Here is a 16,493-nt window from a genome sequence, read left to right as displayed (position 1 = left end):
CTTACTCCGATTAATTATAATTAACCCTTAAAAAAAACCTGCTATTTCAGAAATTCAACTTCTAGCTGAGGGTTTAATAAAAATGAATATACTTTTTTTGTTTAAAATATAAATTCACATTATATTTTATGTGTGAGTGTTTTTTATTACACCTGTAAGTATTTACAGGTTAGGTAGCTTTTATTTAAAATTAAGAATTTAAATTACTTTTATAATTATTTTTTATTCAGTTATAGACTACAAATTTTTATGATTAATTAAATTTAAAAACTCATCCTGATAGTCTCGATCCAGAGACTCTTAAGCAAAATTTTTGAAGATTTTCTAATCTATAAAACACGTACTTAGTTCGAATTTTTCTTTTATAGGTCCTTAAATTTAGGTTCTTACTTGAGATAACATTTATAATTTCTATGATTAAATTTAATCTAATTCAGAACCATATTCACTCCACCACCTTTACATTCAAAGGAAAGAATTGAGTTAATCATATTTAACTAACAATTAAAGACTCAAAATTAGGTATCATCCAAGAGTTATAAAGTTAATTTCTTAAATCTATCAACTTCACTTTAAGATTGTGTAAAAATATTAAAAAATTAAAGGCAGCAGTAATAATATATATTTTAATCACAATAAATATTGTATTCTAAATCAAAATAAAACAACAATTTAAATTTAATTAAACTATAAATAGCTTTAGATAGCTTAAATGAAAATTAAATTATTTATATTTATTAAAATACAAACAAAATATATTTATTCAATTTCATATTATAAACTTGGTTTTACAAAAGGCCTAGCATTACAGCCCTGATAGCTGCTGATATTTTATTATTTACGTTTAACTTTTGCATTGAGTTACAGAGATGGAAATTTACTGTTCTTTCAGTTACTCCGAGAATCTGGGCAATCTCAGCTGACGTTTTACCCTCAGCTGTCCAACGTAGCACCTCCTTTTCACGGTTTGTTAAATAAAGATTAAACTGAGAGAACTCGACATCATTCACAATTTTAGCAATGCTGGAATGTACTATTTGGGTCAACCAGTACATATTTGTATATTGTGCCTTTTGCTCTGTCTCTGACAATTGGTCACTGGATCTTGCGAGTGTTAACATTCCTCTGGTCCCAATAAAATCACGGCTTGACTGAGCCCAACCCACATTAAGGCCATAAGAACGTGCCTCCTCCCAGAAATCTTTTTCTTCTTGTGTCTTTGCAGATTGGCTCGACCAGACAAGAGGTTGAAGTGATACCATACAATGCTGCACAGTTGGGTCAACCTTGACATACTGTTGTTCTACATAACGCTTTTGCCATGCTTCTGGATAATTATTCAACATAATAGTTTTTGGTTCAGCAATGGATAATGGCGACTGCATACCATAAGCACAATAATCAAAGCCAAGCTTTGAAGCTGTAGATTTAACGATCTCAAATAACTGGTATTCATCTTGTACGACCAGAAATGCTGATAATAAATCCTCTTGCCAACTGTCCATTTGCTCTCATTAGACTCCGACCAAAAATCATTTTTTGTTCATTTACATTTTATAAATCCAAGCGATCAAATTGAAGTATAGGCCTTGTCTTTTACCCTTATTTCAATAAAGCGATCCGAGAATCTAAAAGATTTTTAGGTTGCTAAGATATTTCACCAACTATTCCTCTTTTATTGATTTCTCAATTATAGATTTTGAATTCATCATTCAATTAACAACACTTTTAAGCCTAAATGGTTGTAAATTATTCAGATAAACTAAATTTCTGAAAGCTTTTAAATTTGTTATATTTCAGGTGCAAATTATGCTTGAAAAAAAATTTTTACAGGATGCATTTTATTCCAAAAAATAATTATTTTTAAATTGATAAAAGTAGCCTAGCATTTACTCCTGATATTATATTTTTTGTTAATTTAATTAAATAATAACTTCCCACAACAACGAAGTTATGTAATTTTACCATTTATTATATATACAAACTAAAAAAATCCACAATAATTCAAAAAATCAAATAATTAGATTATAATTTGTATTATCAATAATTATCCATTCAATAATGAGAACAAGTGCACTATATAAATTTCATGATCGGTTGTGCTATTTATTAACTTTCAAGAAGTTATTTCTCACCAAAAATCTAAATTCATTTTATTATCATATAAGTAAATCTTAATATCCCAATATCTCTCTAATAAGATCAGCTTAACGATGTTGGTCATAAAATTGCCTTCAACCTGTTAAACATAACAGTATTTTATTGGCAATAATTTATGTTATTTATCCATTGAACCCCAATTCAAGTCACTTGAACAGGTAGCATGGTCACCATCCCCCCTCATTTCTCAATATCAGCAGATGGTTTCATTCGACTGAATGAAAACCAGCTTATGAACTATCCACTCCAACACCTCATATCTATTGTTGAATCAACACAAATTGAAGATTCTCAAATTCTCTATTATGGTTTTACTGAATGGGTAACATCACTGACCCCAGCTTTAAGTACGGGATGGGATTGGGAATTTATTGAGTACAATGGCATCACGAGTATAAAAAGAATTGGACTGCCTCGAAGCAATATTATGCTTGTTGATGTATCTGGTACAGATATTGGATTTGAAGTTACTGAAACACTAATTGAAAAGAAAATCGATACTTTGTTCTGGGAACAGTTCATTTATGCCCAAATCAATACAACCCAAACAATGGCTAAATTAACTCCATATTTCTCTTAGAAACCTGTAAATTCTTACAGTTACCGCTTCCCCACCTGTTAAGTAAAGTCACTTGAAAAATAAGTGGAAGCACTTGTAATGAATGTTATTGCTGGATTTCAAAATAATTTTTCAGAAGGCCTATATACTAAATTTAAAAATTACCGCTATAGGGTATTTGTTGAATATTTAGGTTGGGAGTTGAACTGTCCTAATAATGAAGAACTAGATCAGTTTGACAAAGTCGATACCGCCTATGTCGTCGCTCAAGATAGAGAATCTAATATTATTGGTTGTGCCAGATTACTACCAACTACTCAACCTTATTTACTTGGTGAGATATTTCCTCAATTACTTAATGGAATGCCTATTCCTTGCTCACCAGAAATTTGGGAGTTATCAAGATTCTCAGCAGTAGATTTCTCAAATCCGCCATCTTCAGCTAGTCAAGCTGTGTCATCGCCCGTCTCTATTGCAATTCTGCAAGAATCTATCAACTTTGCAAGGGAACAAGGCGCAAAACAACTCATTACCACCTCTCCTCTGGGGGTAGAGCGGTTATTACGTGCTGCGGGTTTTCGTGCTCATCGTGCAGGCCCACCCATGGTTATTGATGGATATGCAATGTTTGCATGCTTGATTGATATTTAATTTCTTATTTGGGACTCATACCTATTTTTGGCATGAGTCCCAATTTTTATATAGTCAGGTAGCAATACGATTAAGAAACATTAATACCTATTAATCAATTTTGGTTTTTAAATTTAAATTCGACTTTTTATAATAAGTTTCATCCGTTTTAGCACTCCAATCGCGCGGCATAAATGACGTCGATATAATTGCGACTACAGCCATACTTCCAATATAAAGCATAATTAGATATGGATTACCCTGCCCGACACTCAATAATTTAGTAGCAATCATCGGTGCCAAACCACCACCTAATACACCAGCCAACTGTACCGAAATCGAGATTCCGCTATATCGAATTTCTGCCGGAAATTGACGGGCAAAAAGCTGAGCTTGTGGTGCGTACATAATTGGGAACACAACGCCAATTGCCAAAACAATTGCTGTCCACACTAATACCGGATCTTTTGTATTGAGCATGGTAAAAAATGGATAGCAGTAAAGTGCCAGTATGCATAGGCCAAACATAAACATATTGCGTTGGCCGACTTTATCCGACAAATGTCCACATAACGGCGTCATAAATAAAATGACGGCTGCGCCGCAAATGGTGGCAAATAAAATGTCTTGGCGTGGAATTCCAAGTTGTGCGGTGGTATAAGCCAAAGTAAATGTTGAAGCAATATAGAACCATGCATTTTCGGCAGCACGAGCTAAAATAATGGTAATAAGTTGCTTTGGATGGTTTTTAAAAACCTGTAAAGCAGGAACTTTGACTTCTTCAGACTGCTGTTTTACTTTTTCGAAATCTGGTGACTCTGGCACTTTTACACGAATATACCAACCTACTGCCAGTAAAATAATACTTGCAAGGAATGGTAAACGCCAACCCCAGCTAAACAGCGCTTCTTCAGGTAATAACGACACCAGACCCAACGCGATTGAGGCTAGCATTAAGCCACCACCTGTACTAGCTTGAGGCAAGCTTCCCCAAAACCCTTTACCGCCTTCGGGTGCATGTTCAACGGCCATCAGTACAGCACCGCCCCATTCACCGCCCATTGCCATACCTTGAATGAATCGCAAGACAACCAAACCAATCGCAGCCCAATATCCAATTGATTCATAAGTCGGTAATAAGCCAATCAGTACAGTTGGGATCCCCATGAGCATCAAGGTCAGTAGCAACATCGATTTACGGCCAATCTTGTCACCAAAATGACCAAAGACTAAGCCGCCTAATGGTCTTCCAATAAATCCAACGGCATAGGTGGCAAATGCAGCAAGCACGCCGGTAAGTGCATCCAGATTTGGGAAAAATAGCTTATTAAAAATGAGCGCCGCCGCCGCACCGTAAATAAAAAAGTCATACCACTCAATGGTGGTGCCGACCATGCTAGAGATACCTGCTAATCGATGTGACGACTTTTTAGTATTTGAACCGTTTCCATGTATTGATTGCATCGTAATATCCTTTTTAGATTTTCTTGTTTTATCTTTTTTATGCTTATGACCAACCCTGACCATAAGCATTTTCAGGTCTCGCTTTATCTCCTTAAGCTTTTTATTTGTTTGAAAAATGGTTTAGCTTAGTTTTTCTAAAATTGGCTCAAATTTCGAATTACGTTCTTGCCACTGTGGTTGTTTGTCTTTATCGACAATGAGAGCGCGGACACCTTCAATAAAGTCACCATGCTCAAACCAAATATCCTGTAAATCACGTTCAAGCTGCATACACTGTGGTAAAGAAAGCCCACGGCCTAAATGTTGCAGTTTCAAACTGGTTTGTTTGGCAATAAATGAGCGCTGTTGCAAAATACTAAGCATCTTACTTGCCCAAGTTTTTAAGCTTTCATCTTGTTCATTTTCAAGACTTTGTTCGATTTCATCTAAATGCTGATATCCGAAGTGTTTACGAATACCTTCTGCCAACTGTTTGAGTTCACTTTCAGCAGGACGAGTAATAAATCGGGTAATGATGCGTTCAATTCTCTCTTTGCTTAAAGTTGGCGCTTCAACGAGAGCATCTTGCAACGCTTGTAACTGCTCGCTTGGCACATGGTAGTCAATTAAATCGAGGTAAAGCGCATCGCTACTGCTAATCTGCTCACCCGTAATTGCCATATAAACGCCAATATCATCAAGGCGAGACAGGAAATGAGTTGCACCAACGTCTGGGAAAAAACCAATCGCTGTTTCAGGCATGGCAAATCTAGATTTTTCACTGCTCACCACAATGTGACAAGCCTGAGCCAAGCCAAAACCGCCACCTAATACATAGCCATCAAGCACAACAATAATTGGCTTCTCATATTCACGCAGTATATTTAGCATTTTATATTCGGCACTAAAGTAGCCTTTGTAATCGGCTGTACCATTTTTATAACTGTCGTAGAGATAGCGGATATCTCCACCTGCACAGAAGGCTTTTGGACTATTTGACTTAATTAACACTGCCTGAACAGCAGCATCATTTCGCCACAGTTCCAATTGGGCACCAATACTTTTAATCATGTCTAAAGACAATGCGTTGAGGTGAGTCACACGGTCTAAGGTAATAATGCCCAACTTAGCTTGTTGCTCAATCATTAAGTGATTTTCTGTATTCATTTTATTGATCTCTTATTGATTTTTAAAATTTGCCTTTCGTTTTTCAACAAAAGCCTGCATCCCTTCTTTTTGGTCAAATGTTGCAAATATCGAATGGAACATACGTCTTTCAAAACGTAAGCCTTCAGTGAGGTTCACCTCAAAAGCGCGGTTAATGGTTTCTTTAAGCATCATGTTTGCAGTTAAAGAGCGTGCTGCGATTTTTTCAGCGGCTTGTAAGGTTTGTTCAAGTAATTCTTCTTTAGTAAACACACGTGCAACTAAACCACTTTGCTCTGCTTCTACAGCGCCCATTTGTCGAGCGGTAAGGCACATTTCCATTGCTTTGGCTTTACCAATCGCATGGGTTAAGCGTTGTGTGCCACCAATACCCGGAATCACCCCTAAAGTGATTTCGGGTAAACCAAACTTGGCGTTATCAGCACAATAGATAAAATCACACATCAGCGCCAACTCACAGCCCCCACCCAATGCATAGCCACTCACCGCTGCAATTAGAGGTTTACGGCGCTGTGCAATACGGTCTGCAAGATGAAAAAAGTCATCTAAATAAATATCAGGAAATGCCAAATCAGCCATTTCTTTAATGTCAGCTCCTGCGGCAAAAGCTTTTTCTGAGCCTGCCAATACGATGCAGCCAATTTCACGATCTTTTTCGAGCTGATCTAATGCCTGATTAATTTCACTAATTAATTCACTGTTTAAGGCATTGAGCGCTTGAGGGCGATTTAATGTAATCAGTCCAACCCCATTACGCTTTTCTAATAAAATACTTTGCCACTGCATTACTTATTCCTTGTTCTGATTTTATAGACTACGTGCAATCACTAAACGCTGGATATCACTCGTACCTTCGTAAATTTGACAAATACGCGCATCACGATAAATACGCTCAATTGGGAAATCTCTGAGGTAACCATAGCCACCAAACACTTGTAGTGCGCTCGAACACACGCGTTCAGTCATTTCTGAAGCAAATAACTTGGCCATTGAAGCTTCATTGAGACATGGTTGACCTGCTTCTTTTAAACGCGCAGCGTAGTGAACCAGTTGTCTCGCTGCTTCAATTTCAGTTGCCATGCTAGCAAGGCGAAACGCGATGGTTTGATGCTCAAAAATTGGTTTTCCAAAAGTAATACGCTCTTTGGCATAACGAGTCGCTTCTTCGAGCGCCGCACGTGCTAGACCGACTGCTTGTGCAGCAATCCCAATACGACCACCTTCTAAATTGGCCAGAGCGATTTTTAAGCCTTCGCCTTCTTTACCCAGCATTAAGCTTTTGTGGATGCGTACATCTGTCAGCGCAATTTGGCAGGTATCCGACGCATGCAGACCCAGTTTTTCTTCAACACGAATCACTTCGTAACCCGGTGTCTCGCGTGGGACTAAAAATGCACTAATACCCTTTTTACCTGCACTCGGGTCGGTCACCGCAAACACAATAATGACACCAGCATTATTACCAGAGGTAATAAACTGCTTAGCACCATTTAAAATATAATCGTCGCCATCTTTCACCGCTCGGGTTTTAATGGCTCCCGCATCTGAGCCAGTATGTGGTTCAGTTAAGGCAAAAGCGCCGATCATTTCACCTTGAGCCAAAGGCTTTAAAAAACGCTCTTTTTGCTCGTCGGTACCAAATTTTAAAATAGGCACACAGCCAACCGAGTTATGTACACTCATGATGGTTGAGGTTGCACCATCTGCTGCCGCAACTTCTTCAAGAGCTAGTACATAGGCTAAGTTACCCGTGTCTGAACCACCCCATTGCTCTGAAACAAGCATCCCCATAAAACCGAGTTGCCCCATTTGAGTCAGAGTTTCTTTTGGGAATGTCCCGTCTCGGTCCCAATCACTGGCATTAGGCTTGATTTGTTCTTGGGCGAAACTTTTCGCCATATCACGAATGAGTAATTGTTCTTCGGTAAATTGCATTATTATTTCCTTTACCCTGCTTTAGCTTGTTGTTTAGCAATTTCTTGATTACGCAATAAAAAGCGCTGAATTTTGCCACTTGGAGTTTTAGGTAATTCACTCACAAATTCAACTAAACGTGGGTACGCATGTGCAGAAAGTCGTCTTTTAACAAATTGGCTGAGTTGCTCAGCAAGCGTATCGGAAGGTTGAGCATCCGCAGCTAAAATTACGAATGCCTTAACCACTTCGGTACGGTCCGGATCAGGCACACCAATCACTGCTGCTTCAATCACTGCATCATGTTCGAGTAAAGCGCTTTCTACATCGAAAGGCCCAATACGATAGCCCGATGTAGTGATTACATCATCACTGCGACCTACAAAGCTCATGCTGCCATCGGCATGAAGCTCGGCAGTATCACCCGTTAAGTAGTAATGACCAACGAAAGGCGATTTTCGGCTTTCTTTATAGCCGCCGAACCACATCATTGGAGACTGGCTAATGTCGACTGCTAAAATTCCTGGGGTGTCCGCTGGAAGCTCTTCACCTTGTTCATTGACAATCGCAACGCGGTAGCCCGGACTTGGGAAACCTGCTGAACCCGCATGAATTTCATGTTTTAAACCATGATGATTACACACCACCATGCCCACTTCAGTTTGTCCGTAATGGTCATAAATCGGAGCATCAAGCACTTGTTTAAACCAACGTATTACTTCTGGATTCAGTGGCTCGCCTGCACTGCTCACTACACGGAACTGCCCTTTTAACGGCGTCATTTGTGCTGGATCAGCCGCCATCATCATACGGTAAGCCGTTGGTGCACCTGCCAAGTTGTTAACTTTATAATCTTTCACAATTTGGCATAAGCTATCTGTGCTGAAACCACCTTCATAAAACAAAGTAGCGTGACCCAAGAATAACGGCCCAGTAATCGCATAGTACAGGCCATACGCCCACCCTGGATCGGCAATATTCCAGAATGAATCTTCTTCGGTTAAACCAATGGCATCTTTCATATATCGACCAAAGGCAATCAGTGCTTTTAATGGCACTTCCAAGGGTTTAGCAGGACCTGTAGTGCCTGAAGTAAACATGAGCAAGAAAGGATCTTGGATGCTACGCATGACCAAATCACATTGATCGGACTGCTGTTTTACTTCATTCCAAAAGTTAAAATCGCCTGCTTTAAGCGGAGTACCTTGTGCGTCGGCGACAGTCACAATTGCAGGGCAATTTTCAATTTCATCAAGCTTGCTACGGTTGCCCATATCGGTCACCACCAGCTTACTTTGTGCAAGCTGAATACGGTGCTCAATCGCTTTTGGGCCAAATGCAGTAAATAGTGGTTGATAGACAGCACCAATTCGCCAAGCTGCAAAAATAGTCACGATCAATTCGGGTGTTCTTGGTAATAGACCTGAAATACGGTCGCCTGCTTTTACACCTTGTGATTTTAGAAAGTTGGCAAATTGACTCGACCACTCTTTTAATTCACGGAAGGTATATTGCTCTTTTCGTCCGTCTTTTCCTTGCCAATACAGCGCAATTTTGTCGCCATCTGCGTGTCGATCACAGCATTCATAACAAGCATTTAAGCTATCAAGTGAACCTGATAACATCAGTTTTGCAGTGCTTTCCAAATCGAAAGTCTGTGCAGCATTTTGATAATCCATCATATCTTTTCCCTCAGTCCGGATTTGTTGTTATTCACGACAGGGTTTAATGTGTTTAAAGCCATCCTTTGGCTTTACCGTTATGCCTCTTGTGGCAGGTATTGCTGAATAATGCTCGAAAAGTCGAGATTGGCATTACCACGCATGCACATTTGCTGATACAGCTGTTGCACCATGCCACCTAATACGACTGGCTGTTTGACTTGGCCTGCCGCTTCTACTGCAAGACCCAAATCTTTTAGCATCAGCTGAGTTGCAAAGCCGTCTTGGTAACCTCGAGATGCTGGGGCATTTTCATTAATATGCGGCCATGGGTTACACACATCCGAGCTCCAGCAACGACCGCTTGAGGTGTTAATGACGCCTGCCAATGCTTGTGGGTCGATGCCCAGCTTTACACCGAGTGCCATACCTTCGGCAACAGCAGCCATTGAAATACCTAAAATCAGGTTGTTGCAGATTTTGGCAATTTGACCTGCGCCGACATCACCACAATGAACTATATTTTTACCCATGTGGCTAAGTACAGGTTTTACTTCATTAAAGGTTTGATCATCGGCACCCACCATAAAGGTTAAGGTTCCTGCTTGAGCACCAATGGTTCCACCAGAGACGGGTGCATCACAGATTTTAATATTTTTGCTATGTGCAACAGTGGCAATGTCTTTAATAGTTTGCGGGTCAATGGTGCTACTATCAATGCATAAGCTACCTGCTTTTAGCACTTCCAAGACACCATTTTCACCCAAGTAAACTTCCTTAACATGCTTTGCCGCAGGCAACATGGTAATGACCACATCTGCTTGTTTAGCTGCATCCTGTGGGCTATCACACACCACCCCACCTGCCTCGGCGAAGTGCTGAATCGCAACTTCACTGAGGTCATATCCATAAACATTGAGTCCGGCTTTAAGTAGGTTATGGGCCATTTTGCCGCCCATATTGCCTAGACCGATAAAGGCGATATTCATCCGTGATCCCCTTAACGTAAACTAATGGTTGTATTTACACCGCTAACTTCATGGCTATCTTCAAACCAGCGACTTGTAATGGTTTTGGTTTGGGTATAGAACTGCACAGCCTGTTTGCCGTATGGCCCCAAATCACCCAGCTTTGAACCTCTTGAACCGGTAAAACTAAAGAAAGGCACTGGCACAGGAATTGGAATATTGATACCAACTTGACCAATATCAATTAAGTTTTGGAAAGTACGTGCAATCGCACCGCTTTGTGTAAATAGACCTACACCGTTACCAAATGGGTTGGCGTTGATAAGCGCAATCGCTTCATCAAGTGTGTCTACACAAATAATTGAAAGAACAGGGCCAAAGATTTCTTCTTTATAAATACGCATGTCGGTATTTACGCCACTAAAAATCGTTGCACCCACGAAGTTGCCCGATTCATAGCCTTGAACTTGAACATCGCGACCATCGAGTAGTAACTCTGCACCTTGCTCAACACCGCTATTAATTAAGTCGAGTACTCGCGCTTTAGCACGTTTTGAAATGACAGGGCCAATATCAGTATTTGGCTCATGGCCTGCGTTTACTTTTAAGGTTTTCGCTTTTTCAACTAACTCTTGAATCCATTGTTTGCTGTCACCGACCATGACTGCAACCGACAATGCCATACAGCGTTGCCCAGCAGCACCAAACGCTGCGCCCACCAAAGCATTTAAAGTTTGTTCTTTATTGGCATCAGGCATGACCACAACATGGTTTTTTGCACCCATCATCGACTGCACGCGTTTACCATGTTGCCCTGCAAGGTTATAAACATGTGTTCCAACTGCAGTTGAACCTACAAATGAAATCGCTTTAATGTCTTTATGTGTGCACAAACGGTCAACCACTTCTTTGCCACCATGCACAACGTTAAGTACACCCGCTGGAACACCTGCTTGAATCGCAAGCTCAACCAGCATCATGGTTGATAACGGGTCTTGTTCTGATGGTTTTAAAACAAAGGTATTGCCACACACGATTGCCATTGGGAACATCCAAAGTGGAATCATGGCTGGGAAATTAAACGGCGTAATACCTGCACAAACACCCAAAGGTTGCTGCAATGTGTAAGTGTCTACACCACGTGCAACACCTTCAACATATTCACCCATTTGCAAAGTACCAACTGAACAGGCATGTTCAACGACTTCTAAACCACGTTGAATATCGCCTTCTGCATCTGCCAAGGTTTTGCCTTGTTCCGCCGTTAGTACTTGCGCAATTTCTTTCATGTTGGCACGAATTAAGTCTTGTAACTTGAGCATGATGCGCATGCGTGCCTGAATTGGGGTTTGTCGCCAAGAAGCAAAAGCATCTTGTGCAGCTTGAATAGCAGCGTCAACTTCTTTAACCGTTGCAAATGGTACACGACCAATCACTTCCTGTGTTGCAGGGTTAATAATATCTTGCCATTCTTGTGTTTCAGATTCGATAAAATTTCCGTTAATGAGTAATTTAGCGGTTTCCAATTCGATTTTTTGGATTGTGTTCATAACCTCTCCGTAGGCCATATTTTTATTGTGTTCAATTATTGGAAAATACTTATCTGTGTATTTTCTTTATTCCAGTTTCAATTGAGACTAGCAAAGAAAACTTTGACCACCAACGGAAATTCATGCACGATTGTTGTGCAAATATGCACAAGGATGACAACAAAAATGAAAGTGGATTGGGATCATCTACATTTTTTTCTGGTTTTAGCTCGGACTAAAACTTTGACCAATGCTGCGCGGATTATTGGTGTCGAGCACAGTACGGTTGCAAGACGGATTCAGGCCCTAGAACTTGCTTTGGGTACAACGCTGTTTAAGCGTGAAGCGACAGGTTATGAGCTAACACTCGAAGGGATGGCACTGGTTCCTCGAGTTGAGCAAATGGAACAAGCTTTCTTACAAATTGAAAAACCACACCAACCTTTGCAAGGTCGTGTGCGAATTGGCACACCTGAAGGTTTTGGTACTGCTTTTTTAGCTCGGTTATTAGCTGAGTTCTCTATCCAATATCCACTGCTCACCATCGACCTAATTCCAGTGCCAAAAATGATTAAGCTTTCACACCGTGAGGCAGATATTGTTGTGTCAATTGATCGTCCTACGTCTGGCCCTTACATCATTACGCGATTATCAGATTATTGTTTAAAAATTTATGGTAGCAAAAACTATCTGGCCCAAAACCCGCCTATTCGAGCCTTAGAAGATTTAACCCAACATCGCTTTGTGAACTATATTGATGATCTAGTGTATAGCCCCGAGTTGTACTGTTTAGAACGACTCCCTTTAAAGCTGAATGCCAACTTCCGTAGCAGCAGTATTTTAGCCCAGCAAATTGCGGTAAGTGCGGGTGCAGGACTTGCGATTTTGCCCAAGTTTTTGGCAGATGATAAACAGGAACTTGAAGAGGTGCTAGAGCAACAAGTTCGCTTTACCCATACGTTTTGGATGCTGACCTTTGTTGATTTACAACATGAACCGCGCATTAAATTGGTTTGGGACTATTTGCGTAAACAAGCCGATAAATATCAGCATTTGTTGGTTGATTAAAGAGTATAAATAAAAAAGCCAATCACGGATGATTGGCTTTTTTGAAATTAGCAATAATTAATCAAAAGTTTCTTGGCCTAGTTTTTTCATGCGTGGTTTATAAAACACATGATAGCTAACGCCTAAAACAACTAGCCACAATGGACTCACGTATACCGCTTTTAATGTATCTGGCTCGAGTGCCAAAATCACCAAAGTAAACAAGAAGAATGCGATAACAACGTATGCCATCAGCACGCCACCCGGCATTTTAAAGGTCGATTTAGCATGTAACTCTGGACTCAACTTACGGTAACGTAAATAGCATGCCATGATCAGAAGCCATACACTAATAAAGAGAATCACACAGAGTGAACTTGCCAAAGTAAATGCTTCCATCGTGTTTGGAACAAAGTACTGAAGCACTGCCCCACCCATAATGAAAATACATGAGAAGATTAAACCATTTGAAGGTACGGCACGTTTTGATAAACGCCCCAATGCACTCGGTGCCTGTCCATCTTTTGATAAACCGAACAGCATACGGCTCGTTGAAAACACACCGCTGTTCATTGAAGACATCACTGAAGACAGTACGACCAAGTTCATGATAATTGCAGAAATAGGAATACCTGCATTTAAGAACAACTCAACAAATGGACTTTTATCTGCACGAATGTGATCCCAAGGTGTTACTGACATCACCACAAAGAGTGCCAACACATAGAATAGAATAATACGTACAGGAATCGCGTTAATTGCCTTCGGTAAATTCTTCTCTGGATCTTTCGTTTCAGCAGCAGTTGTACCAATCAATTCAACGCCAATGAAGGCAAACACGGCAATCTGGAAACCTGCCAAAAATCCGCTTACGCCTTTTGGAAATATGCCGCCATGCGACCACACATTACTTACACTCACAACCTCGCCATGCGGAGCTTGAAAATGAGTGAGGAGCATGTAACCACCGACTCCAATCAGGCCAATAATAGCCAAAATCTTAATCAGCGCAAACCAAAATTCAACTTCACCAAATAGCTTAACGGTAAGAAGGTTAAGCCCTAAAATGAATAGTACACAGCCTGAACTAATCATGGCTTGTTGCATGGGTGAGAAACTGGCGCCTTCGGGCAGCCAGAAACTTAAATAGTTAATGACCGCAGACAAATCAGCAATACCGACCAGTACCCAGCCTAACCAATAAGTCCAGCCTATATAATAGCCAGCCCATGGTCCGATCAAATCATAAGCCATATCGACAAATGATTTGTAATGTAAGTTGGCAAGCAGTAGTTCACCTAATGCACGCATCAGAAAAAAGAACATGCCACCAATTATCATATAGATAACGAGGATTGAAGGACCTGCGAGGGAGATGGTTTTGCCCGAGCCCATAAATAAGCCGGTTCCAATTGCACCGCCAATTGCAATCATTTGTAGATGGCGATTATTTAATTTCCGTTGTAAATGATCAGGGGAGCTTGCCTCATCAGAATGATGAACCATTGTCATATTAGAAGTCCTTTTTATATTTTGCTTAACTTAAATCAGCAACCTATAGGGAGAAAAACGAACCGTATATCGTGGGTTGCTGAGTCTATACCTCAGGACAAGATGTTCAAGTATATTTTTTCCTTAATTGATAAATCGTTTGTCCTGATTTTTTTAAGTCACATTATTTATGTACTGCCTTCACGGCAATTTTAATTAAACAATCTGGGTTTCCAGATTAGCCGAAGTGTAGCATGTGATCCTGCTATATGTACTTTTCCAATACCCTCCAAACTGCTCTATTGATCCAAAAATAAACAATATTATTCCGATAAAAAATCTAATAAAAATAAAAAAAGCCAATCATGATTGATTGGCTTTTTAATAAAACTTAATGATCGTTGACGAGTTCACGTCCTAGTTTTTTCATACGTGGTTTATAGAGCACATGATAGGTAACACCTAAAATGACCAGCCATACTGGACTGACATATAAAGCTTTCAATGTATCTGGCTCTAATGCCAAAATAACTAAAGTGAAAAGCATGAATGCCAAAACAACATAACTCATCCAAACGCCACCTGGCATTTTGAATGTTGATTTTTCATGTAATTCAGGACGTAATTTACGGTAGCGTAAATAGCACACCATGATAAGACTCCAGACACTAATGAATAGAATCACACAAAGTGAACTTGCCAAAGTAAATGCTTCCATCGTGTTTGGAACAAAGTACTGAAGCACCGCTCCGCCCATAATGAAAGTACAAGAGAAAATCAAACCATTTGAAGGGACTGCGCGTTTTGATAAACGACCAAATGCACCCGGTGCCTGACCATCTTTTGATAATCCAAACAACATACGACTGGTTGAAAACACACCGCTGTTCATTGAAGACATGACCGAAGATAGCACCACCAAGTTCATGATGATTGCAGAAACCGGAATACCAGCATTTAAGAATAACTCAACAAACGGACTTTTGTCTGCACGAATATGGTCCCACGGTGTTACTGACATCACAATAAACAGTGCCAACACATAGAACAAAATAATACGTACCGGAATCGCATTAATCGCTTTCGGTAAGTTCTTCTGCGGGTCTTTGGTTTCAGCAGCCGTTGTACCTACAAGTTCAACCCCGACAAAAGCAAATACAGCAATCTGGAATCCTGCCAAGAAGCCTTCTGTACCTTTCGGGAATAAACCACCATGTGACCAAACATTACTGATGCTTGCGACAGCGCCTTGCGGAGCTTGGAAATGGCTGAAAATCATGTAGCCGCCCACTCCGATCAGGCCAATAATCGCCAAGATCTTAATAAGAGCAAACCAGAATTCGATTTCACCAAATAGACGTACTGTTAGTAGGTTAAGACCCATCACAAACAATACACAGCCTGCACTAATCATGGCTTGCTGTATTGGTGAGAAACTTGCACCGTCAGGCAGCCAGAAACCTAAATAGTTAATGACCGCTGAAAGGTCCGCAATACCCACCAGCACCCAACCTAACCAATAAGTCCAGCCCAAATAATAACCAGCCCAAGGACCAATCAAGTCATGAGCCATATCAACAAAAGATTTGTAATGCAGATTTGCAAGGAGCAACTCGCCCATTGCACGCATTAAGAAAAAGAACATGCCTCCAATAATCATATAGATCAAAAGGATTGAAGGACCTGCGAGGGAGATAGTTTTGCCCGAGCCCATAAATAGGCCGGTTCCAATTGCACCGCCAATAGCAATCAGTTGTAAATGACGGTTAGACAGTTTTCGTTGCAGATGATCAGGAGAATTTTCCGTATCTGAATGACGAGCCGTTGTCATATTAAAATTCCTTTTTGAATTCCTTTGTTAAGATCAGCAACCTATGGCGAAAATCGAACCGTATGCCATAGGTCACTGAATCTGTTCACCAAA

At 40.2% G+C, this 16,493-nt stretch carries 13 protein-coding genes; 3 read left to right on the top strand and 10 right to left on the bottom strand.

What is annotated here, in order from left to right:
- Positions 1-788: 788 nt before the first annotated feature.
- Positions 789-1,505, bottom strand: a complete 717-nt coding sequence (gene abaR / locus AW165_RS15555; protein WP_060466351.1) for a LuxR family transcriptional regulator AbaR — start codon at positions 1,503-1,505, stop codon at positions 789-791.
- Positions 1,506-2,323: 818 nt separating this feature from the next.
- On the opposite strand from abaR, the gene AW165_RS15550 reads away from it, so the two are divergent.
- Positions 2,324-2,740, top strand: coding sequence for a DUF4902 domain-containing protein (locus AW165_RS15550; RefSeq protein ID WP_060466350.1), 417 nt, complete (start codon positions 2,324-2,326; stop codon positions 2,738-2,740).
- 63 nt (positions 2,741-2,803) lie between these two features.
- Positions 2,804-3,370, top strand: coding sequence for an acyl-homoserine-lactone synthase AbaI (abaI, locus tag AW165_RS15545; protein ID WP_079380981.1), 567 nt, complete (start codon positions 2,804-2,806; stop codon positions 3,368-3,370).
- Positions 3,371-3,460: 90 nt separating this feature from the next.
- Here abaI and AW165_RS15540 read toward each other — a convergent pair whose 3' ends face one another.
- The 7 genes from AW165_RS15540 to AW165_RS15510 all read right to left on the bottom strand — a co-directional run bounded on the left by AW165_RS15540 (position 3,461) and on the right by AW165_RS15510 (position 12,052).
- On the bottom strand, positions 3,461-4,813 hold the full coding sequence (locus AW165_RS15540) for an MFS transporter (protein ID WP_032005649.1): 1,353 nt from the start codon (positions 4,811-4,813) through the stop codon (positions 3,461-3,463).
- A 120-nt stretch (positions 4,814-4,933) separates the two neighbouring features.
- Positions 4,934-5,959 (bottom strand): enoyl-CoA hydratase/isomerase family protein, encoded by a 1,026-nt coding sequence (locus tag AW165_RS15535; RefSeq protein WP_060466349.1) that lies wholly within the window; start codon positions 5,957-5,959, stop codon positions 4,934-4,936.
- Positions 5,960-5,971: 12 nt separating this feature from the next.
- Positions 5,972-6,745, bottom strand: coding sequence for an enoyl-CoA hydratase (locus tag AW165_RS15530; protein ID WP_002118081.1), 774 nt, complete (start codon positions 6,743-6,745; stop codon positions 5,972-5,974).
- A gap of 21 nt (positions 6,746-6,766) precedes the next feature.
- Entirely contained in the window at positions 6,767-7,894 is a 1,128-nt protein-coding gene (locus AW165_RS15525; protein WP_005804783.1) for an acyl-CoA dehydrogenase family protein, read from the bottom strand.
- A gap of 11 nt (positions 7,895-7,905) precedes the next feature.
- The gene (locus tag AW165_RS15520) at positions 7,906-9,555 is read right to left on the bottom strand and encodes an AMP-binding protein (protein ID WP_060466348.1); all 1,650 of its coding nucleotides are present in this window, start codon (positions 9,553-9,555) and stop codon (positions 7,906-7,908) included.
- Between the two features lie 77 nt (positions 9,556-9,632).
- Complete coding sequence (mmsB, locus tag AW165_RS15515; protein WP_060466347.1) at positions 9,633-10,523, bottom strand: 3-hydroxyisobutyrate dehydrogenase; 891 nt, start codon at positions 10,521-10,523, stop codon at positions 9,633-9,635.
- 11 nt (positions 10,524-10,534) lie between these two features.
- Complete coding sequence (locus AW165_RS15510; protein WP_060466346.1) at positions 10,535-12,052, bottom strand: CoA-acylating methylmalonate-semialdehyde dehydrogenase; 1,518 nt, start codon at positions 12,050-12,052, stop codon at positions 10,535-10,537.
- Positions 12,053-12,217: 165 nt separating this feature from the next.
- Here AW165_RS15510 and AW165_RS15505 point away from each other — a divergent pair, with 165 nt between their 5' ends.
- Entirely contained in the window at positions 12,218-13,099 is an 882-nt protein-coding gene (locus tag AW165_RS15505; protein WP_057067783.1) for a LysR family transcriptional regulator, read from the top strand.
- Between the two features lie 57 nt (positions 13,100-13,156).
- Here the strand turns inward: AW165_RS15505 and AW165_RS15500 are convergent, their stop codons facing one another.
- Together AW165_RS15500 and AW165_RS15495 are read right to left on the bottom strand one after the other, a co-directional pair.
- Positions 13,157-14,590, bottom strand: coding sequence for an amino acid permease (locus tag AW165_RS15500; protein WP_009387486.1), 1,434 nt, complete (start codon positions 14,588-14,590; stop codon positions 13,157-13,159).
- A 370-nt stretch (positions 14,591-14,960) separates the two neighbouring features.
- Positions 14,961-16,400: an amino acid permease gene (locus AW165_RS15495; RefSeq protein WP_002118023.1), complete on the bottom strand. Its 1,440-nt coding sequence runs from the start codon at positions 16,398-16,400 to the stop codon at positions 14,961-14,963.
- Positions 16,401-16,493 lie beyond the last annotated feature (93 nt).

This window comes from Acinetobacter sp. LMB-5 (genome assembly GCF_001541635.1).
In the GTDB taxonomy this organism is placed as follows: domain Bacteria; phylum Pseudomonadota; class Gammaproteobacteria; order Pseudomonadales; family Moraxellaceae; genus Acinetobacter; species Acinetobacter pittii.
The sequence above is the reverse complement of the archived record's forward strand: the minus strand, read 5'-3'. Positions and strand labels throughout refer to the sequence as shown.